Below are 20,010 nucleotides of genomic sequence, written 5' to 3' on the forward strand. Positions count from 1 at the left end.
TAATTAGGAGGCACACCATGGAACTAGTAGAAGTCAACCAACTCCAAGCGGCGATCGATTCATTCGTCGGCAAGGACGTCTACCTTCACCTGGAAACGACAAATGGCAGCTACGCCAGCCATTTCAATGAAGGCTTTTTCAACGCAGGGGCATTCATCCGCAATGTCGTCATCAACTTCGAACTGGGGAAAGTTGTCGGCGACAGCCCGCACCGTGTCGGGCTGAAACTCCCGCAAGGCTGGGTATATGCGCAAGGCATCACTCATTTTGAAATCGATGAAGAAGGCCGCTTGCTGCTCGCAGGGCACGACGGAACCGGAAAATTGGCGGTGGCGCTGCAACTTAGCGAAACACCGTTCAGCTATTAAGGAGGAATTTTAATGACCATCCCGAAAGAACGACATGTACTGGTCATCTTCCCTCACCCCGACGACGAAGCGTTCGGAGTGTCGGGAACGATTACGACCCACATCCAACAAGGAACGCCTGTTACATACGCCTGCCTGACACTTGGCGAAATGGGCCGCAATCTCGGCAACCCGCCGTTTGCAACGCGTGAATCTTTGCCTGCCATCCGTAAGAAAGAACTTCTCGCCTCCGCCGAAGCGATGGGCTTGACGGATCTTCGTATGATGGGCTTACGCGACAAGACTTTGGAATTCGAAGACGATGAAAAAATGGTGCGCATGATGGAAGAGCTCATCGAAGAAACCAACCCTTCCCTGATCATTACGTTCTACCCGGATTTTGCGGTACACCCTGATCACGAAGCAACGGCACGCGCTGTAGTTCGTGCTGTGCGCCGCATGGAAGACCGCCCAAAACTTCATTGCGTGGCGTTCGCCAACAATACACTGGATGTTCTCGGTGAGCCTGACATCGTCTACGATATCAAGCCTGTACGCGAGCATAAGATGAATTCGATGAAAGCCCACATTTCGCAAACTGCCTGGATGCTCGAGGAAATGGAGCACAAACTGCAAAACGGCGACACCGAAACCGAAAACTGGCTGACCCTGGAACGGTTCTACACTTACCGGTGGGACCAGGATTTCGAGTAAGATCCCGAACCACATCCCGCCTTGCACGTCGAAAAGACATGTGAGGCGGGATTTTTTTCTGCTGATAAATCCGGGATGATTACGCTCACTTCCCTCCATATAAATCAGCCGGGCAAGACCCCTCCAATATTATCCATATTCAGCAATAAGATTTTCTTTCTTAAAAATACTATTATTTTCTGCTGTTTTCAGATAATATAAACATTACTAATGACAGCGGTTCCAAAGGGGAAAGTGTTGTATAATTAGTATAATTTGCGTTTATTCATACAAAAAAGAGAAAAGGGGAATACTATTTTGAAAAAGTTTTCAGCTTCTACTTGGTTATTATTCCTGATCCCGTCTTTTCTTGGGATCCTTTTGTTCCTCATTCCGATTCCGACAGATGAAGGATGGAAAGTCACGATTGCGGTACTTGCGGGCTTAATGGCCGGAGAGATCGAATCGTTCGTCCCTTGGGTAATGCTGGTCATTTTGGTCATCGCTGCTCTTGGCTCCTTGGCCTTTATCGCCAAAAAAGAGAACACTTCCGACACCGTTCCATTTTTCGAGAAATTGTTCAACGTCAACCTGTTCTGGACATTGACGCGGGTTGTCGCTGCTGTTTTTGCTTTCATGGTATTATTCCAAGTCGGTCCTGAGCCGGTCTGGAACGAAAATACAGGCGGCCTGTTGTTATCAGGAAGCGGATTGCTTTCGTTCCTATTCACGATTTTCCTGTTCGCCGGCCTGTTCTTGCCGCTTTTGATGAATTTCGGCTTGCTCGAATTCTTCGGGACGATGATGGTCAAGATCATGCGCCCGCTGTTCCGCCTTCCTGGACGCTCTTCTATTGATGCACTGGCCTCATGGGTCGGTGATGGCACGATCGGCGTGCTGCTGACAAGCAAGCAGTACGAAGATAATAAGTATACGCAGCGTGAAGCTGCCATTATCGGAACGACTTTCTCTGTTGTTTCGATTACATTCGCCATTGTTGTCATCGAAGAAATCGGGCTCGGCTCTTATTTCCTTCCATATTACGGCACTGTCGTTCTCGCAGGCTTGATTTTGGCACTTATCATGCCGCGCATCTATCCGCTTGCACAGAAAAAAACGGAATTCAAGGATGGCTCGCCACAGGAGTCGCTTTCCGAAGATGTACCCGATGGTCAAGGCTTGGCATCACATGGCCTGGAGAAAGCACTCGAAAAGGCGAACCGCAACCGCTCTGTCGCCAACTTCTTCTCAGATGGCATGAAGAACGTACTCGATATGTGGATCGGTGTTGCGCCTGTCGTCATGGCGTTCGGTACCATCGCTTTGATTCTTGCGGAGTACACTTCCACTTTCGTCATTCTCGGCGCACCGTTTGAACCCTATTTGAACCTTCTCGGCGTCCCTGAAGCTGCAGAAGCTGCACAATTGATGGTCGTCGGTTTTGCCGATATGTTCTTGCCGGCCATTTTGGGTGCAGGCATCGAGTCCGAAATGACGCGCTTTGTCGTCGCAACCATGTCTGTTACGCAATTGATCTATATGTCTGAAGTCGGGGGCTTGTTACTTGGCTCCAAAATCCCGGTCAATATTTTCGATTTGATCGTCGTCTTCCTTTTGCGCACAGTCATCGCTTTGCCGATCGTTGTCGGCGTCGCACACCTATTATTCTAATAAAGATAAAAAAGGCGCTTTTCCGGTTTCGGAAAAACGCCTTTTTATTATGCTTGCTGCAATTTTTGCTTTAATTTTTCCAGCATGTCCGCCGTCATGGCATCCAAGTCGTACTCTGTTTTGAAGTTCCATTCTTCTTTTGCGGCACTGGCATCGATGCTATCCGGCCAGCTGGCAGCGATTGCCTGGCGCACTGGGTCGACGTCATAGCTCAATTTGAAATCCGGAATGTGCTTGCGGATTGATGCTGCAATCTCTTCAGGTTCGAAGCTCATCGCCGTGACGTTGAATGCGTTGCGGTGGACGAGCTTATCTGCATCGGCTTCCATCAAGTCGACAATCGCCTGGAGCGCATCCGGCATGTACATCATGTCCATGCGGGTACCTTCTGCGATATAGGAAGTGTAGCTGCCTTTTTCGATTGCCTGGTAATAGATATCTACGGCATAGTCTGTCGTTCCGCCGCCTGGAGGCGCAACGTTTGAGATTAAGCCAGGGAAACGGAGACCGCGTGTATCGACGCCGAATTTCGTGAAGTAGTAATCACAAAGCAATTCCCCTGCAACCTTATTGACGCCATACATCGTCGTCGGGCGTTGAAGCGTGTCTTGCGGAGTGTCGTTTTTCGGCGTTGAAGGGCCGAATGCGCCGATCGAGCTTGGCGTGAAAAATTGCATACCGAGTTCACGGGCTGCTTCAAGGGCATTGACCAATCCGCCCATATTCAAGTTCCAAGCGAGCAGCGGCTTTTCTTCTGCAGTCGCAGACAATAGCGCCGCCATATGGATCATCGTATCGGCATTAAAGTCACGCGCTAACGTCAGCATGCGTTCTGCATCCGTCACGTCCAAGATTTCGAAAGGCCCGTCTTGAGTATCAGAGGACCGGATATCCGTTGCCAATACATTTTCCGCACCATATGTTTCGCGCAATTTGCCTACTAATTCCGAGCCGATTTGCCCTAAAGCTCCTGTCACCATGATTCGTTTCATTTTTCAAGCACTCCTTTTCTATAAAACATTTGTCCGCTCTAAAAAGACATTTTAATCTTTCTAAATGCTTTCATATCAAGCTTTTCGTTAGAGTCATTATAAATTGTTCTCTTTAAAAAAACAATGGCTTTTGCTTATTTTAGTCAGCCGATTAAACCTACTATACAGGTAAGCTTTATTATGCTTAAATAGAACAACAACGCCATAAAGGCAATAATTTAACGAAATGGGGAACCATCGATGAAGAAACAATGGGCATTTTTGCCGATCGGTGCAGCTGCATTATTCCTAGCAGCTTGCGGCTCTTCCGATAACGCAGACAACACAGACTCAGGGAGCAGCACAGAAGGCGAAACGGACTTGCTCGCTGAAATCCAGGAAGAAGGAACTTTGGTCATCGGTACTGAAGGAACATACCCTCCTTTCACATTCCATGATGACAGCGGAGAATTGACAGGGTTTGACGTAGAAATCGCCCGTGAAGTCGCAGAACGTCTCGGCGTCGAAGCCGAATTCCTCGAAACGCAATGGGATGCGATGTTTGCAGGTCTCGACGCTGAACGCTTTGATATGGTCGCGAACCAGGTCGGCATTAACGAAGAACGTCAGGAAAGCTATGATTTTTCAGATCCATACATCACTTCAACCGCAGTTCTTGTGGTAGCTGAAGGCAACGAAGAAATCCAAAGCTTTGATGATTTGGAAGGCAAACTCTCGGCTCAGTCATTGACAAGCAACTACGCAGAAACGGCTACTTCTTACGGCGCAGAGCTTGAAGGCGTTGAGGGCTTTAACCAGGCAATCGAATTATTGGTATCCGGACGCGTCGATGCAACAGTCAACGACAACTTAACCGTTCTTGACTTCCAAAACCAGCGTCCCGATGCGGGCATTAAAGTCGTCGATGAATCCGGTGATGCAGCGCAAAGCGCGCTATTGTTCCGAAAAGGCAATGACACCTTCGTGGAAGCAGCAAATGAGGCACTTGCTGAAATGATCGAAGACGGCACATACGAAGAAATCTCCAATAAGTGGTTCGGCGAAAATGTACTTGAATAGTATTTTCTCAAACCCTGAACGGTTGGAACGGCTTGGCGACATTGCCCAGTCCTCCTTCTTGCCTTTGATCGAAGCGGCTGTGCAATTCACTTTGCCGCTTTCGGTCATTTCTTTTATCCTTGGGCTATTTCTGGCGGTCGTCACAGCGCTTGCCCGCATTTCCACCGTCCGGATTCTGCAATGGATTGCGCGTGTCTATGTCTCAATCATCCGGGGCACTCCGCTGCTCGTTCAATTGTTCATCCTATTCTACGGTTTGCCGACGATCGGCGTCACCATCGATCCGTTCCCAGCTGCCGTCATCGGATTTTCATTGAATGTCGGCGCCTACGCTTCGGAAGTCATCCGCGCGGCGATCTTGTCGATTCCAAAAGGCCAATGGGAAGCAGCCGACACGATCGGCATGTCCTATTCCCAAACTTTGCGGCGCGTGATCTTGCCTCAAGCATCGCGCGTCTCAGTACCACCGCTTTCAAACACCTTTATCAGCCTAGTCAAGGATACGTCTCTTGCCGCGTTGATCTTGGTGACGGAAATGTTCCGTGTCGCCCAGCAGATTGCTGCGACCAATTATGAATTTCTGCTTCTTTACGGCCAGGCGGCATTGATCTACTGGATCATTTGCTTCTTGTTGTCACTCGTACAAGGACGCTTGGAAAACCGCTTTGACCGTTATGTTTCCCGTTAAATCCAGATCGATCCATAGATAGGAGTTTATTATGATTTCAATTAAAAACTTGCATAAGAGCTTCGGCGAGCTGGAAGTGCTGAAAGGCATCGACCTCGACGTCGAAAAAGGGCAAACGATCGTCGTCATCGGCCCTTCCGGTTCAGGAAAAACCACTTTCCTCCGTTGCCTCAATATTTTGGAGAAGCCAAGTGATGGAACGGTTGAAATCGGAGGGCTTGTCGCTGATTTCTCGAAACCGATGTCAAAAAAACAAATCATGGCCTTCCGTAAACAATCGGCGATGGTGTTTCAACATTACAATCTGTTTCCACACATGACTGCACTTGATAATATTTTAGAAGGGCCTGTCACCGTCCAGAAAAAAGACAAAGCACAGGCAAAAGAAAAGGCATTGGCGCTGCTCGACAAAGTCGGGTTGTCGGATAAAGCCGATTCGTATCCACACCAGCTCTCAGGCGGCCAGCAACAACGCGTCGGCATCGCCCGCGCACTAGCGCTCGAACCGAAAGTCATGCTGTTTGATGAACCTACTTCAGCACTCGACCCGGAACTTGTCGGAGAAGTGCTTCAGGTCATGAAAGACTTGACGCAAGAAGGCATGACGATGGTCGTTGTGACCCACGAAATGCGTTTCGCCAAAGGCGCGGCCGACGAAGTGCTGTTCATGGATAGCGGCCGAATTGTTGAACGCGGAACACCGGACGACGTGTTTAATCGTCCTCAGGAAGAACGCACGAAACGCTTCTTGAATTTAATTCAAGACATGGATACCATCTAAACAAAGAAAATCCCCAGTGCACTTAGCACTGGGGATTTTTTGCATTCACGATACACCGATCATGACGGCGATGACGAGTGCGACGAGCGCAATCAACAGCCAGCCGACGACCAATTTCCAAACAAATTTTACCCATTTTTCATAAGGGATCCCCGCTACCGCTAAATAACCCATTAACGCAGCGGATGTCGGGATGATGGAATTGGTGATGCCGTCTCCGTATTGATACGCAAGCACCGCTACTTGACGTTCGATGGACAATAGATCCGACAGCGGCGTCATGATCGGCATCGTCGTTGCCGCCTGGCCGCTTCCAGAAGGAATGAAGAAATTGATGACCACTTGTGTGAAGAACATGCCGATGACCGTCAAGGCATTCGGCAAGCCGCTGATGACGCTTGATAAGCCGTGGATCATCGTATCCATGATGACGCCTTGCTCCATGATGACCAGGATCGCACGGGCAAACCCGACGATCAATGCGCCAAAGACGACCAATTTCATGCCGTCGACGAAGGCGTCGAACATGCGGTTGACGCCCAAATTGCCGACAAGCCCTGCCGCAAAGCCAATAATGACGAACGAAGCGGCCAGTTCCGTCAAATACCAGCCCCATTCGAATACACCGTAGACGTTGATGCCAAGGCCGACAGCCAGGAACACGAATACCATGCCGTGGCGCCAATTAAACGCACCAAGCGCTTCCGCTTGATCTTTTGTCGACGATTTCTGTGCACGTTTTTCGATTTCATAGATAACGCTTTGCGTCGGGTCTTTTTTCACTTTCGCTGCATAGCGCATGACATACCAGATCGCGAAGCCGAGGAAGAAAATATACGCCCCGAAGCGGAAGCCGATTCCTGAGAAGATCTGCAATTCCGCAATGCCTTGCGCAATCCCGACGGTGAACGGATTGAGCATGCCGCCGATAAAGCCGGATGCCGCACCGAGCGAGACCATTGCAGTACCCGTCATGGCATCAAAACCGATTGCCCGTGCGACCGCGATGCCGATCGGCACGAAGATGATGACTTCTTCCGCCATGCCAATTGTGGCACCAAGTATCGAAAAGAGGATCATGATGATCGGGATGAGCCATTTTTCACGCTTCTCGAGCCGATCGACTACTTTCGCGATTCCGGATTCGATCGCACCAGTCGCACGGATGATGCCAAATGCGCCGCCGACTAGGAAGATGTAGAAGATGATGCTTGAAGCTTCAGACATCCCTGTGGGAATCGCTTTGAACAATTCAAAGAATCCGACCGGGCTTTGTTCCACTTCCGCGAAGGAGTTGTCGATGACGACAGTGCGCCCATCCACTTCCTCCCGCTCGTATTGCCCTGCTGGAATCAAGTACGAAGCGACCATCGCCGCGATCATGATTAAAAATAAAATCGCATATGTATGCGGAATCTTATCGCCGCTTTTTTTCAACTTTTGAGGTTTTGCCGTCATGCAAGCTCGCCTCCTACCGTACAAGATGTGACCGTTAATTTCTTCAGCTTCTCAGGGTCCACTTCAATGCCAAGCCCCGGCTTGCCGCTCAAGAGCACATGGGGATGCTCGTATTTCAAGTCGCCAATTTCTTCGCTGAACAACAGCGGCCCTGTCAGTTCTGTGCTTTCGATATTGATCCGCGACATCGCCGCGTGATAGCCGGCGCTTGAGGCAACTGATGATTCCACCATCGAGCCGATCTGGCACAGCATGCCCGCCGCTTCTGCGGTTTTCGCCATTTGCACTGCATGGAAAATTCCGCCGCATTTCATCAATTTGATGTTGATGACATCCGCTGCATCGAGACGGATGATTTCGAGCAAATCTTCCATCGATTGCACCGTCTCATCCGCCATGATCGGCACGGCTGTTTTCTGTCTTACTTCGGCCAAACCACGGATATCGCCCATGCGGATCGGCTGTTCGATCCAGCTGAGTCCTGCCGTTTCAAGCTGGCGGATTGCCGCAACTGCTGTCCCGACTGATTTCCAGCCTTGGTTGACATCCACACGAATCGGCATATCTGGGCCAACTTTCTCACGCACCGCCAGGATCCGTTCCACATCCAGTTGGGCATTGCCTGCCCCGACTTTCAGTTTTAACGATCCGTATCCCGCTTCGACGGCCTGTTTCGCTTTTTTCGCCATGATTTCAGGCGACTCGATGCTCAAGACGCGCGGATAGGATAAATGCTCTTTCGATTGTCCACCGAGCAAATTATAGACAGGCTGTCCCGAAGCTTTCCCCATCAAGTCATAGCAAGCGATATCAACCGCGGCTTTCGCTGCCGGGTTGCCCGCCAAAATCCCGTTCATCTTATGATGGATTGCTTCAATATCGAACGGATTCATGCCAATCACAGCCGGCAGGAATAATTCCTTCAATACTTCGTAGCTCGCCGTAAAATACTCGCCCGTCACATGTTCATCCGGCACCGCTTCCCCGTAACCGACCAAGCCGTTATCCGTTTCCAATTCAAGAATCAAAGACGGCATGTCCGGATAAGTCGCATAGGAAATGATGAATGGTTCATGCAAAGGAAAGCGCACTGCATGCAATCGTGCTTGAGTGATTTTCATAATGAAGCCCCCATTTATAAGTAGTCTTGTATGATTATACTATAAAAACTTTTGCAATAGCGTAATAATTTTGATGCACTTTGGAATAGGGCGTATAATGGCATCAGTATGTGTATAAAATTTTTGTAGGATAAAGGAGTTTATTATTCATGAGCTTATTAAAACAAACCGATGTATTGATTGATTCCTTGCAAGAGGAAATGGTGGACATCCGCCGCCATCTCCATATGCACCCTGAACTTTCCCACCAAGAAGTGGAAACTCCGGCTTATATCGCAGAGCGCTTAGAAGAAATGGGTGTCGAAGTGCGCCGGGGTGTTGGCGGCCGCGGCGTCGTCGGAACGATCCGCGGCGGCAAACCGGGCAAGACGATCGCGTTCCGTGCAGATTTTGACGCGCTGCCGATCGACGACCAAAAAGAGGTTTCTTATAAATCGACGATTCCAGGCGTGATGCACGCTTGCGGTCACGATGGCCATACAGCCGGCCTTCTTGGCTTCGCGAAAGCGATAATGTCAATCAAGGAAGACCTGCCTGGAACGATTGTGCTGATCCATCAATTCGGCGAAGAACTGTCGCCGGGCGGGGCACGCGCGATGATCGAAGACGGCTGCTTGGATGGCGTCGACCTCGTGTTCGGCGCTCATCTCCAGAGCAAAATGGAATCCGGCAAGGTTTACCTTCGCGATGGCTACCTGCAAGCTTCTGAAGATGCCATCAAAATCAATGTCTACGGCTCCGGAACCCACGGCGCCGAACCACATACCGGCATCGACCCGATCCTTGCCGCGAGCCACATCATGGTCGCCCTGCAATCGATTGTCAGCCGCAATGCTGACCCGCTGAAAGAACTCGTCGTGTCGATTGGCAAATTCCATGCGGGAGATGCTGACAATGTCATTCCAAGCAAAGCCGTCATGGAAGGCACGATCCGCGTGTTCGACCCGGAACTGCGCAAGCTCGCCAGCGAACGCGTGCGCTCAGTCGCTGAAAACGTCGCCGCTGCCATGGGTGCACGTGCAGAAGTGATTGTCGAGACCGGCTACGATTCGCTCTGGAACCACCCAGAAGCAGCAGAAATCGTCCGCATATCGGCTCGTCCTGTCGTCGGTGAAGACAATGTCATCGATATCGACCCGATCATGCCAGTCGAGGATTTTGCGTATTACACACAAGCGAAGCCTGGCGCTTATTTCTTTATCGGCGCGAAAATGGCAGATGAAGCGCTCGTCTATCCGCACCACCACGAAAATTTCGATTTCAATGAAGACGCGATGAACACGACAGCAAAAGTGTTCGCTTCCATCTATTTCAATGCCCAGCAAGCAGAAACCGGTTCTACAGAATCATAAAGCAAATCCCCCTTCAGCTGATCGCTGGAGGGGGATTTTAGTGTCAGCTAACCGAAACAAACTGCTAGTGAGACAAGTGAGCGAGATAGATTGTTCATTGGTTGCTTCATCTTCAAGTAGACACCTCCCGCTTTGGGCATGCCTCCCGCAATGAGCCAAGAAGAACACTTGTCTCATGGCTTCGGCTCGCCCGTGTGCGCGGTTCGGCTTTGCGATTCCATTGAATGTTGTCTGCGAGGAAGTATCGCTGTTGATTGGATTCATCCGCTGGTATCGTCGCCTAGCTGGACTTGAGAGTGAAATGGATTGTTCATTGATCTTTTCTTCACCAAGGAGTCGCCTCCCGCTTTGGGCTGGCCTCCCGCAATAAGCCAAGAAAATCACTTGTCTTATTGCTTCGGCTCACCCTTGTGCACGGTTCGGCTTTTAGATTTCATTGGATTTTACGTCCGAGGAAGTATCGCTGTTGATTGGATGCGTCCGTTGGTGGGGGGCGCTTAGCTAGACTTGATAGTGATGAAGTTGCCATAGCTATCCAATTTGGACTTGCGAAACAGAACAAAATTATTCGCACTAAGTCCAGTGCCAAATGCATTTCATTTCCTCTCTAAAACTAGAGATGGAGCGGAAAGGGGCCGACGCCTGAGGGATCGCGCGGGCTGGCGAGACAAATGTGCCGCGTTCTTTGCGGCACATTGGCTCAACACCCGCCCCTCGGCAAGCGTGCCCCTTGCAGCGCAATCTCTTCCACTCACATCTACACTATCCATATTCAAAACGCGACGTCCTGTCGCATCAGCTGCATGACCTGCATCCTGCAGGCCCCTTGAAGCGCAATCTCCCCCTACTCGTCCTAACTCTTCATAAGCTCAAAAAAACCCGCACAACTCAATGAGCTGTGCGGGTGTGGTATTACTTGATGACGTTCAGTTCTTTGCCGACTTTTGCGTAGATCTCGATCGCTTCGTCGAGCATGTCTTTTGTATGTGCTGCTGTTGGCATGTTGCGTACACGGCCAGTGCCGCGCGGAACCGTTGGGAAGACGATTGATTTTGCATAGACGCCTTCTTCGAACAAACGCTTCGAGAACTGCTGTGTCAATTTTTCGTCGCCGATGATGCATGGCGTAATTGGCGTGGCAGAATCGCCGATATCAAAGCCAAGCTCTTTCAAGCCTTTCTTCAAATAATCGCCGTTGTCCCATAGCTTATCGTGAAGTTCTGTTGAATCGATGATTTTTTGGACGGCGGCCGTCGTCGCTGCGACGTCCCCTGGCGTTACCGCTGTCGAGAACAAGAACGGGCGTGAGCGCACGCGCAGCCAGTCGATCAATTGTTTCTTGCCGGCTACATAGCCGCCGACAACGCCGACTGCTTTCGAGAGTGTCCCCATCTGCATATCGACTTCTTTTTCCAAGCCGAAATGCTTCACAGTGCCTTTCCCTTTACCTGTAACGCCTGAACCGTGCGCGTCATCAACGTATGTGATCAAGTCAAACTCTTTTGCGATTTCCACGATTTCTGGAAGCTTCGCGATATCACCGTCCATCGAGAAGACGCCGTCTGTGATGACCATTACTTTATTGTACTGGCCGGATTCAGTCGCTTCTTTCGCTTTCTGGCGAAGGTCTTCCATATCAGAGTGCTTGAACGCGATGATTTTCGCTTTCGACAAGCGGCAACCGTCGATGATCGATGCATGGTTCAATTGATCGGACAGGATCGCATCGTTCTTGTCCATGACTGCAGAAATCGCCGCCATATTGCAGTTGAAGCCGGATTGGAATGAAATCGCCGCTTCTGTTCCTTTGAACTCAGCCAATTTCTCTTCCAGTTGCACGTGCAAGTCGAGCGTTCCGTTGATCGTACGGACAGCGCCAGCGCCGACTCCGTATTTTTCGATGGCTTGAATCGCCACTTTCTTCAAGTCTTCATCTGTTGCAAGCCCCAAGTAGTTGTTTGATGATAAGTTGATCAGGTCCTTGCCGCCGATTTTTATAATCGCTCCGTTCGGGCCTTCTACCGGATCGATCTCATTATATAGGCCTTGTTCTTTCAATTCCGTTAAGTTTTCTTCCAAAAACGCATCTAATTTTTTCGACACAGTCCTCTTCCTTTCAAAAAACAAATTCTGACTCCATCTTATCACACCGTCATTTTTTCCAAAAGAAAAAGCGGGCCTCAGACGGCCGCTCCTCTTTTCGTTAATTCAGATACTGTTTTCCGTTCTTTCTGGAAGCGGAAATAATAGACAGCCCCTAAGAGCAAAATCATCGCCAATAAAATAGCCACAAGAATCCACAATGCTTGTTCGAACGGAACATTTCCTTCAAAGCCAAAAATCGACTCTCTCAATGCTTTGATTGCATACGTCATTGGGGAATACGGGTGGACGGTTTGGAAAAAGCCATTCGTCAATTGGATCGGAAATGTCCCTTCACTGGCACCAAGCTGCAAAACCAGCAGTAATATCCCCAAGAAGTTTCCTACTTTATCGAATGCAGCAACCAAAAAGGACAAGATGAACATCCAAGTATTCGAAATGACAAAAAGAATCAACAGGAAAGATCCTAGATTTTCCACGGGGATATTCAAGACTTTCAATATGAATACAGCCAATAAAGCCGCTTGGAACGTTCCTTGAGCGAATATGACCGACAGTTTACTGCCCCACCAAATAAGCAAGGTAACTGACTCCCGATCACGTGTCCGGAAAGGATATATAGTGGAAAAAGCGATTGCCCCGACAAACAAACTGAGCGCAATAATATAAGGCGCAAAGCTCTGGCCATAGTTTTCGACTTCCGTTACGGTTTCTTTATTTACCTTCACTGGTTCGCTGATGAGCTTGGCATTTGCCGTTTCAAAAGCATAAGCTGAGATTTCTTCCGACGCTGCGGAAAGCTCATCGCTTAAACTCGATGATCCACTTCCCAGTTCATTGATGCCTTGGCTTATCTGCTTATTGCCTTCTACCAGTTTGGCCAGCTCTGCAGCCAGCGGTGAAGGCAATTGGCCGGCAAGGGTTTCCATGCCATCCCCTACTTGCCCAGCCGATTCTGCAAGCTGGTCTGCCCCATCCGCCAACTTCCCTGCGCCAGATGAAGCTTCTTTATAGCCCTCATTCATGTCGTTTACCGTTTCAAATACTTTTTCGGTGTATAATTCCCGGACTTCGGAAGCTACTGCCGTTTCCACAGCCAAAATGCTTTGGTCCGCAATCGATTTACCCGAATAACTATAGCCTGGATTGGTCTCCACATCCAAAGCCATTTCCTTCGGCTCTTCGGTCAAAAGTGAGGATGCGTTACTCGAAAAATCTTTAGGCAATGTAATGGACGCATAATAATCCCCTTTGACCACACCTGCATGCGCTTCATCACTTCCGACGAAATGCCATTCAAAATCATCGTTGCCCTTTAGCTCGGCCACAATCTCCTCACCGATTTGAATGCTTTCCCCTTCCAATTCAGCTGCTTGGTCTTCATTAACGACCGCAATCGGAAGATCCTCCGTTTTTCCATATGGATCCCACATAGAGGTCAAAAACGAAGCGCTATAGATGACCGGTAAAAACATGACTGCGATTAATGAGATAATCAGCATTTTTTTCGAGAAGACTGTTTTCAGTTCATGAATCATTGTTTGTCGCCGTCCTTTTCCAATTTCAAACAATTAACGATTTCATCCAATTGGCTAGTGAATTTTATGATTTCATCGCCTGTAAAGCGTTCAGCCAGCAAATCATTTAGATTTTCAAAAATGACTGTCTCGCTTATCACTAAAAGTTCCGCTCCTTTTTGAGTAATTGAAATGGCTTTTTTACGTTGATCCTGATTAGTCAATATAGCAATTAAGCCGTCTTGCTCCAATTTCTTGATCCGGTTGGAGATGGCTGTTTTAAAAACTCCTTGAATATCCGCAATTTCACTTTGGGAAACGGCCGGGTTTTTTTTGATGATTCGCAGAGTCTGCAATTGTTGCGGAGAATAGGCTTTTAACTCTTCATGATTAGCGAATACCTCCGCTACATAGGAATTCACTTCCAAAATGGCTTCACTGAATTTTGAGTAAGCCGTGAATAGTTCCTGAGACATTAGTATACCCCCTGTACTTATTTCTTTTCATAGTACACCCACTGTACTATATATTCAAGTATTTACTTCGCTCTTTGCTGTAACGGTGGCTATAGCTATAAAAATACAGCAAAAAAAGAGCGGGCAGCTGCCCGCTCTTTTCATTACTCACTTTTTGTTATTGCCTTTTCCTTTGCCCTTGCTTTTATCTTCTTTGTACAACACTTCGTACGTGAATTCTTTTGCTTCTTTCTGGTCTGGCGCTGCTGCATACGAAGTGATCATTTTCAAATTGCCTTCACGCAGCACTTGTTGCAAGTCGAGCGCTTCTTTTTCCGTTACATTGTACGGATCGATGTTAAATACGCGCTGCTTGCCGTTTTTCTTCGTTTGGATGAATGTCGTCGTGAAATCGACATACTCGCCTTTCAACTGGCCGAGTGACTGGAATGGCTCTGTAGACGTTCCATCTGCCGTGAAATCACCCAGTTGGATATCTTTGATGAACCATCCGGCTTCGTTAGAACCCCAGTCCGTCATGTTGCGGAACGAGACCAACACGTCTTGCCCTGCGTATGCCGACAAATCAAATGTTTCAGTAGACCAGTTTGTTTTCTCACCTGTGAAGCCTGGTACGTTTTCTTTGATCGTCGGATAGCCTTCTTCCACTACATCGGAACGCGTGTTTTCGTTCTTGAGTGATGTCCATGTTTCGCCATTATCCGTAGATACTTGGACGGCTGCGAAATCCCATTGCTCTTCGATATTGTAATAATGCTCGAAGCTCAAGGTCGGGTTTTCAGTTGGAACCGTTGCCCCGAAGATCAAGGCTTGGTCTGCTTCGTCGCCATTGTTTGCATGAAGCACTTGCTCAGAAGCGTCAAGCGGATTGGCGACCGTTTCCCATTGCAATGGCAGGAAGTCCACGCCGTCGAACTTCATGCCGCGCACTGTGCGGTCCAAGTCGAATTCCTTAAAGTCTCCGCCCCATGCCGGAACGCCTTCTTTTTCAAAAGTTTTTGCTTTCTCGAAGTCCACAGTCTTGCCGCGGACGCCGTCACCGACTGGCAGTTCACGCAAATCGATGCTGTCGAATTTGTAATCCTTGCTGACCGTGTCGTCATCAAGCGTCAATGCGGTCATGAAATCTTGGTATAGTTCAGTGAATGTTTTGTCTGTGCCGTAGTCTTCGAGTACCTTATCTACGCTTGCCATGCCTTGAGTCGCGCCGTCTGTCGCTAGTTCACGGATGAACTCTTTACCGAATTTATCGTACATATAAAGAGTGAACAAGTAAACCTGTCCGTAATCTGCAATCGTTTCAGGACCAGTTGCCGCTGTTCCATGCTCATCCCAGTTGACGAGCGAGTTTTCCGGGTGGTCCAAATAGAAGTTGATCGATCCTTCGCCGTGGCCATAGCCGCCGAGGAATTCAGAGAATGTTGACATGCCTTCGTTGAGCCATGTTTCTTCTGCGCCGTCGTTATCCGCTTGGATCAAATGCTGAAGCTCGTGGATTGTCGTGCCGAAGAACGTGCTTTCCAGACGTGTTTCCCAGGAATTCGTATCGATCGTGATGATATTGCGGTCCGTATAGTTTTCAAGCGTTTGCCAGAAGAACCCGGCTACGAAGAACGGATAGGACGGATTGTTCCAGCCTTCGTCCTGTACGTTATCGACGAGCATGATCACTTTATCGGATCCTTCATAATACCCTTCAGGCAAACCGACCATTCCAGGAAGCGGCGACTTGGAACCATCCAACGTATCCGGCGTGCCGAAGAATTCGGTCGCTACCGGATAGATGTTGCTGTCGAATTCTGCTTTCAATTTATCCACTTGCGCTTGCGTGACAATGTCAGCGGGTTTCGGATTGTCCGGGCCATACGCTAAATCATTGGCGACCCATATTTCCACGTTGTCGCCGATACTGCGAAGCGTAAATTCTTTAAATGACAAATTACGGTCCAAGAACAACTTCGTGCCGTGATCTTCAGTGAAATGCTCACTTGCCGCAGCATTTTCTTCACCGTCTGCTGTTTCATCATTCAATGACCCAGCCTGGTCTTTGATGCGCTGTTCTGCTTCTTTTTGGAATGTCTCGTCATTTGTCAGACGATTCAGCTCTTGGTCGATGTCGATGCGTTCGCCGTAGCGATCCTCATCCCAAGCGCCGAGTGATGGCAGCTCCTCGACTGGTGCAGCACTCGCTGCTGGGGAATAAAGGGAAAGCGCCAATGCGCTCGCTGATAGTATAGGGAACCACTTGCTTTTTTTCATGAATATGTATCTCCTTCCATAAATATCAGAATATTTTTTCTTTCTAAAGATTACCACTTCTTGCGTTCTTGCAGAATAGGATAAACTATTTATTTCGCTACCCGAAATACAGGATATTGGTTACATCTAAGATGTATATTCAATGGGTAAATTATATTAATATTCTGATTTACCAGTCTTTTAATTTTATTAAAATCTATAGAACTCCATTAAAAAAAGCGGGCAGCTGCCCGCTTCTTTAACATTTATGATAATGCTTGCTGCAAGTCTTCTATTAAATCTTCAACATCTTCAATCCCAACAGAAATTCGCACCAAGCCTTCTGTGATGCCGAGTTCTGCACGTCGGTCTTCAGGAATCGATGCATGAGTCATCTGTGCCGGAACCGAGATCAAACTTTCTACCGCCCCTAGACTTTCAGCTAAGGTAAAGTATTTCAGTTTGGCCAGCAAGTCATCCGCTTTTTCTTTGCTGCCGACATCAAATGAGATCATTCCTCCGAAGCCGCGTGCTTGTTTTTCCATTAAGGCTTTGCCGGAATGGCTGTCGAGTCCCGGATAAATGACCGCTTCAACCGCTTCATTCCCATCCAAAAATTCTGCAATTTGCTGGGCGTTGGTATTGGTCTCTTCCATGCGGATGCCGAGCGTTTTCAGCCCGCGCATCAATAGCCACGAATCTTGCGGCCCGAGAATCGCGCCAACAGAATTCTGGACGAAATGCAATTCTTCCGCCAGTTGTGCCGTATTGACAACGACTAGCCCTGCGACGACATCGCTATGGCCGCCGATATACTTCGTTGCGCTGTGCAAGACAATATCCGCACCAAGAGAGATCGGATTTTGGAAATAAGGGGTCATGAACGTGTTGTCGACAATTGTCAACAGCCCCTTCCCTTTAGCGAATGTCGCGACGGCTCCAATATCCGTCACTTTCAACAACGGATTGGTCGGCGTTTCGATAAAGACCGCTTTCGTATTTTCCTGTACGGCAGCTTTTACTTGCTCCAAATCACCAGTATCAACAAACGTGAATTCGAGCCCGAAGCGGTTTAGCACTTTATTCATGACGCGATACGTTCCACCATATACATCATCCGTCAAGATGACGTGGTCTCCTGCTGAAAACAGCATCATAACAGAAGAGATGGCCGCCATTCCGGAACCGAATGCAAACCCGGCATGACCGTATTCTACATCCGCAATCAACTCTTCCAGCGCGTGGCGCGTCGGATTTCCGGTCCGTGAATATTCATAGCCTTTGAACTTGCCCACAGCTTCCTGCTTGTAGGTGCTCACTTGATAAATCGGTGTCGAGACAGCGCCGGTCGCTTCGTCTCCGAAGATTCCGCCGTGAATCAATCTAGTTTTCGGTTTCATTGTGGTTCCTCCTCAAAAAAAGCTCCGTAAATATCCTGGCTCAAATAGCGTTCGCTTGAATCGGCAAAGACCGTGGCGATATGGCTGCCTGGTTTTGCGGATTGCGCTTCACGCAAAGCCGCAACAAATGCAGCGCCTGATGAACTGCCGACGAGCAGCCCTTCATTTTGTGCAAGCTCACTCACGGCTGCAAACGCTTCTTTATCTGTAATCGTATGGATGGCCTCAAAATACTGTGTATCCATAAACGGAGGGATCAACTCCATGCCGATGCCTTCCGTTTTATGCGGGCCGGATTCCCCGCCGTTTAGAATCGAGCCTTCCGGTTCCACGATGACGGTTTTGATTTCCTGATTTTGCGCTTTCAAATAACGGGAAGTTCCCATAAACGTGCCGCCGGATCCTGCACCTGCGACAAAGACGTCGATTTTGCCGTCCATCTGCTCCCAGAGTTCAGGGCCAAGCGTCTGGACGTAGGTGTCAGGATTGGCGGCGTTTGCGAATTGCGCCGGCATGAACGCGCCTTCTTGTTCAGCTATTTCAGTCGCTTTTTTAATGGCGCCTTTGATGCCATCAGCGGTCGGCGTATTAATCACTTCAGCACCTAATGCACGCATGAGTGTTTGTTTTTCCATACTGAACTTTTGCGGGACGACCAGCTTCAGGCGATAGCCTTTGCCAATTGCCGCAATTGCAAGTCCGATACCTGTATTGCCGGCAGTCGGCTCTACAATCGTACCGCCTGCTTTAAGTTCTCCGCGTTTCTCTGCATCGGCAATCAATGCTACACCGAGGCGGTCTTTGACGCTGCCGCCCGGATTGAAAAATTCCAGCTTGGCAAATATCCGGCATCCGTTCGGAATCGTGCTATGCGTCAACTCCAGGAGCGGCGTCCGGCCGATCAATTGCTGTATCTCAGTTGCGTAGTCCATGCTGATTCCCCTTATGCCGTTTCTTCTTTGAACACTTGGCGCCACTCGTCTTTTTTCGCCAGCATTTCTTTAGCCAGCTCGTGTGCGCCTTCTAAGCTGTGGCTTGCTGCCCAGCCGCATTGCACTTCGTTGCATGCTGGCACTTCGTCTGCCGCAATGACATCCGTCAAAGTCGCTTCGAGAATGCGTAAAATATCTTCGTAGTCATCGTGGTTAATAACTGACAAGTAAAAGCCCGTTTGGCAGCCCATTGGCCCGATGTCGATAATTTGGTCCGAATGGTTGCGGCTATGCTCCGCCATCATGTGCTCAAGTGAGTGAAGCCCCGGCATATCCATATGTTCTTTGTTCGGCTGCTTGAAACGGATATCGTATTTTTTGATGGTGTCCCCGTTTGATCCTGTTTTTTCGCCCGCTAAGCGGACATAAGGTGCCGCTACTTTTGTATGGTCTAGGTTAAAGCTTTCTACATTCATTTTTTTCATTGGAATCTCCCTCTCATCGTTTAGTCGCATCGATCAAAAATACATAGTCATTTAAGCGTGTAAATATAACGTCAAACCCATGTTCCTGAAAAATCATTTCCAATACAGGTACAGTTGTATAATGTTCGCGCTTCAAGTCTTCGACAAGATTCGCATGGCCTTCCCCTTCTTCGTAAACGATGCGCCCGAGTTTGGCCTCAGCTGATTCGAATACGGTATCGGCGAAAACGACTTTCCCGCCCGAAGGCAATAGCTCAGCATATTGCTGAATTGCCTGGGCTTTCTCTTCATCCGTCAGATGATGGAAGGCATAACTGCTGACGAAGCTGTTCGGCTTTTGAGGCAAATCAAATGCCAAAAAGTCGCCATCCATTATATTGAGCTCAGGAAATTTTTGTACGGCTACGCTTCGCATGGCGCCATTCGGCTCGATGCCAGTTACGGTGTGGCCTTCTTGGAGCAGCGCTGAAGTCAAATTGCCCGTGCCGACGCCAAATTCCACGACTGGCTCCTTAGCTTTCTTCGCGACCGCCGATAGAATCTCCTGGTAATTTTCGAAAACTGCTTTATATTCTGGGTCATGCCCACTTACCGAGTCATCATACGTGTGCACCCATTCATCAAATATCTCAACAAATTCTCTTCCCATATCGGCACTCTCGCTCTCTTAGATGTTATTTTAAACTAAACCAATAAT

General features: G+C 48.8%; 18 protein-coding genes. 7 read left to right on the top strand and 11 right to left on the bottom strand.

Annotated elements, in window-relative coordinates:
- The first annotated feature begins 17 nt into the window (after positions 1 to 17).
- The 3 genes from AUC31_RS12320 to AUC31_RS12330 all read left to right on the top strand — a co-directional run bounded on the left by AUC31_RS12320 (position 18) and on the right by AUC31_RS12330 (position 2,711).
- The gene (locus tag AUC31_RS12320) at positions 18 to 368 is read left to right on the top strand and encodes a YojF family protein (protein ID WP_058382902.1); all 351 of its coding nucleotides are present in this window, start codon (positions 18 to 20) and stop codon (positions 366 to 368) included.
- A 12-nt stretch (positions 369 to 380) separates the two neighbouring features.
- Positions 381 to 1,061, top strand: a complete 681-nt coding sequence (gene bshB2, locus AUC31_RS12325; RefSeq protein WP_058382901.1) for a bacillithiol biosynthesis deacetylase BshB2 — start codon at positions 381 to 383, stop codon at positions 1,059 to 1,061.
- A gap of 297 nt (positions 1,062 to 1,358) precedes the next feature.
- Positions 1,359 to 2,711 (top strand): YjiH family protein, encoded by a 1,353-nt coding sequence (locus AUC31_RS12330; protein ID WP_058382900.1) that lies wholly within the window; start codon positions 1,359 to 1,361, stop codon positions 2,709 to 2,711.
- A 47-nt stretch (positions 2,712 to 2,758) separates the two neighbouring features.
- On the opposite strand, the gene AUC31_RS12335 is transcribed toward AUC31_RS12330, so the two are convergent.
- A complete protein-coding gene (locus AUC31_RS12335; protein ID WP_058382899.1) occupies positions 2,759 to 3,703 on the bottom strand; it encodes an L-threonine 3-dehydrogenase in 945 nt (314 codons plus the stop codon).
- 240 nt (positions 3,704 to 3,943) lie between these two features.
- On the opposite strand from AUC31_RS12335, the gene AUC31_RS12340 reads away from it, so the two are divergent.
- Genes AUC31_RS12340 through AUC31_RS12350 form a run of 3 tightly spaced genes read left to right on the top strand, consistent with a single transcriptional unit; the run spans position 3,944 to position 6,231 of the window.
- Positions 3,944 to 4,762, top strand: coding sequence for an amino acid ABC transporter substrate-binding protein (locus tag AUC31_RS12340; RefSeq protein ID WP_058382898.1), 819 nt, complete (start codon positions 3,944 to 3,946; stop codon positions 4,760 to 4,762).
- Complete coding sequence (locus AUC31_RS12345) at positions 4,749 to 5,450, top strand: amino acid ABC transporter permease (RefSeq protein WP_058382897.1); 702 nt, start codon at positions 4,749 to 4,751, stop codon at positions 5,448 to 5,450. The genes AUC31_RS12340 and AUC31_RS12345 overlap by 14 nt, the downstream gene beginning before the upstream one ends.
- A 31-nt stretch (positions 5,451 to 5,481) precedes the next feature.
- Entirely contained in the window at positions 5,482 to 6,231 is a 750-nt protein-coding gene (locus AUC31_RS12350; RefSeq protein WP_058382896.1) for an amino acid ABC transporter ATP-binding protein, read from the top strand.
- A 45-nt stretch (positions 6,232 to 6,276) separates the two neighbouring features.
- Here AUC31_RS12350 and AUC31_RS12355 read toward each other — a convergent pair whose 3' ends face one another.
- Together AUC31_RS12355 and AUC31_RS12360 are read right to left on the bottom strand one after the other, a co-directional pair.
- On the bottom strand, positions 6,277 to 7,689 hold the full coding sequence (locus AUC31_RS12355; protein WP_058382895.1) for a YfcC family protein: 1,413 nt from the start codon (positions 7,687 to 7,689) through the stop codon (positions 6,277 to 6,279).
- Entirely contained in the window at positions 7,686 to 8,810 is a 1,125-nt protein-coding gene (locus tag AUC31_RS12360) for a mandelate racemase/muconate lactonizing enzyme family protein (RefSeq protein ID WP_058382894.1), read from the bottom strand. Before AUC31_RS12360 ends, AUC31_RS12355 begins: the two co-directional genes overlap by 4 nt.
- A gap of 149 nt (positions 8,811 to 8,959) precedes the next feature.
- Here AUC31_RS12360 and AUC31_RS12365 point away from each other — a divergent pair, with 149 nt between their 5' ends.
- Positions 8,960 to 10,162 carry a M20 metallopeptidase family protein gene (locus AUC31_RS12365; RefSeq protein ID WP_058382893.1) on the top strand — a complete coding sequence of 401 codons (1,203 nt, stop codon included), beginning with the start codon at positions 8,960 to 8,962 and terminating at the stop codon, positions 10,160 to 10,162.
- 912 nt (positions 10,163 to 11,074) lie between these two features.
- On the opposite strand, the gene AUC31_RS12370 is transcribed toward AUC31_RS12365, so the two are convergent.
- The 8 genes from AUC31_RS12370 to AUC31_RS12405 form a co-directional block, all read right to left on the bottom strand.
- Complete coding sequence (locus tag AUC31_RS12370) at positions 11,075 to 12,265, bottom strand: glycine C-acetyltransferase (protein WP_058382892.1); 1,191 nt, start codon at positions 12,263 to 12,265, stop codon at positions 11,075 to 11,077.
- A 77-nt stretch (positions 12,266 to 12,342) separates the two neighbouring features.
- Positions 12,343 to 13,803 (bottom strand): YhgE/Pip family protein, encoded by a 1,461-nt coding sequence (locus AUC31_RS12375; protein ID WP_058382891.1) that lies wholly within the window; start codon positions 13,801 to 13,803, stop codon positions 12,343 to 12,345.
- A complete protein-coding gene (locus tag AUC31_RS12380; protein WP_058382890.1) occupies positions 13,800 to 14,258 on the bottom strand; it encodes a MarR family winged helix-turn-helix transcriptional regulator in 459 nt (152 codons plus the stop codon). The genes AUC31_RS12375 and AUC31_RS12380 overlap by 4 nt, the downstream gene beginning before the upstream one ends.
- Before the next feature lie 147 nt (positions 14,259 to 14,405).
- Complete coding sequence (locus tag AUC31_RS12385; protein ID WP_058382889.1) at positions 14,406 to 16,517, bottom strand: immune inhibitor A domain-containing protein; 2,112 nt, start codon at positions 16,515 to 16,517, stop codon at positions 14,406 to 14,408.
- Positions 16,518 to 16,762: 245 nt separating this feature from the next.
- Entirely contained in the window at positions 16,763 to 17,896 is a 1,134-nt protein-coding gene (locus tag AUC31_RS12390; protein ID WP_058382888.1) for a bifunctional cystathionine gamma-lyase/homocysteine desulfhydrase, read from the bottom strand.
- Complete coding sequence (locus AUC31_RS12395; protein ID WP_058382887.1) at positions 17,893 to 18,828, bottom strand: PLP-dependent cysteine synthase family protein; 936 nt, start codon at positions 18,826 to 18,828, stop codon at positions 17,893 to 17,895. Before AUC31_RS12395 ends, AUC31_RS12390 begins: the two co-directional genes overlap by 4 nt.
- Positions 18,829 to 18,839: 11 nt before the next feature.
- Positions 18,840 to 19,313: an S-ribosylhomocysteine lyase gene (locus tag AUC31_RS12400; protein WP_058382886.1), complete on the bottom strand. Its 474-nt coding sequence runs from the start codon at positions 19,311 to 19,313 to the stop codon at positions 18,840 to 18,842.
- 13 nt (positions 19,314 to 19,326) lie between these two features.
- Positions 19,327 to 19,962 (bottom strand): class I SAM-dependent methyltransferase, encoded by a 636-nt coding sequence (locus AUC31_RS12405; RefSeq protein ID WP_058382885.1) that lies wholly within the window; start codon positions 19,960 to 19,962, stop codon positions 19,327 to 19,329.
- Positions 19,963 to 20,010 lie beyond the last annotated feature (48 nt).

It is taken from the genome of Planococcus rifietoensis, assembly GCF_001465795.2.
Classification (GTDB): Bacteria; Bacillota; Bacilli; order Bacillales_A; family Planococcaceae; genus Planococcus; species Planococcus rifietoensis.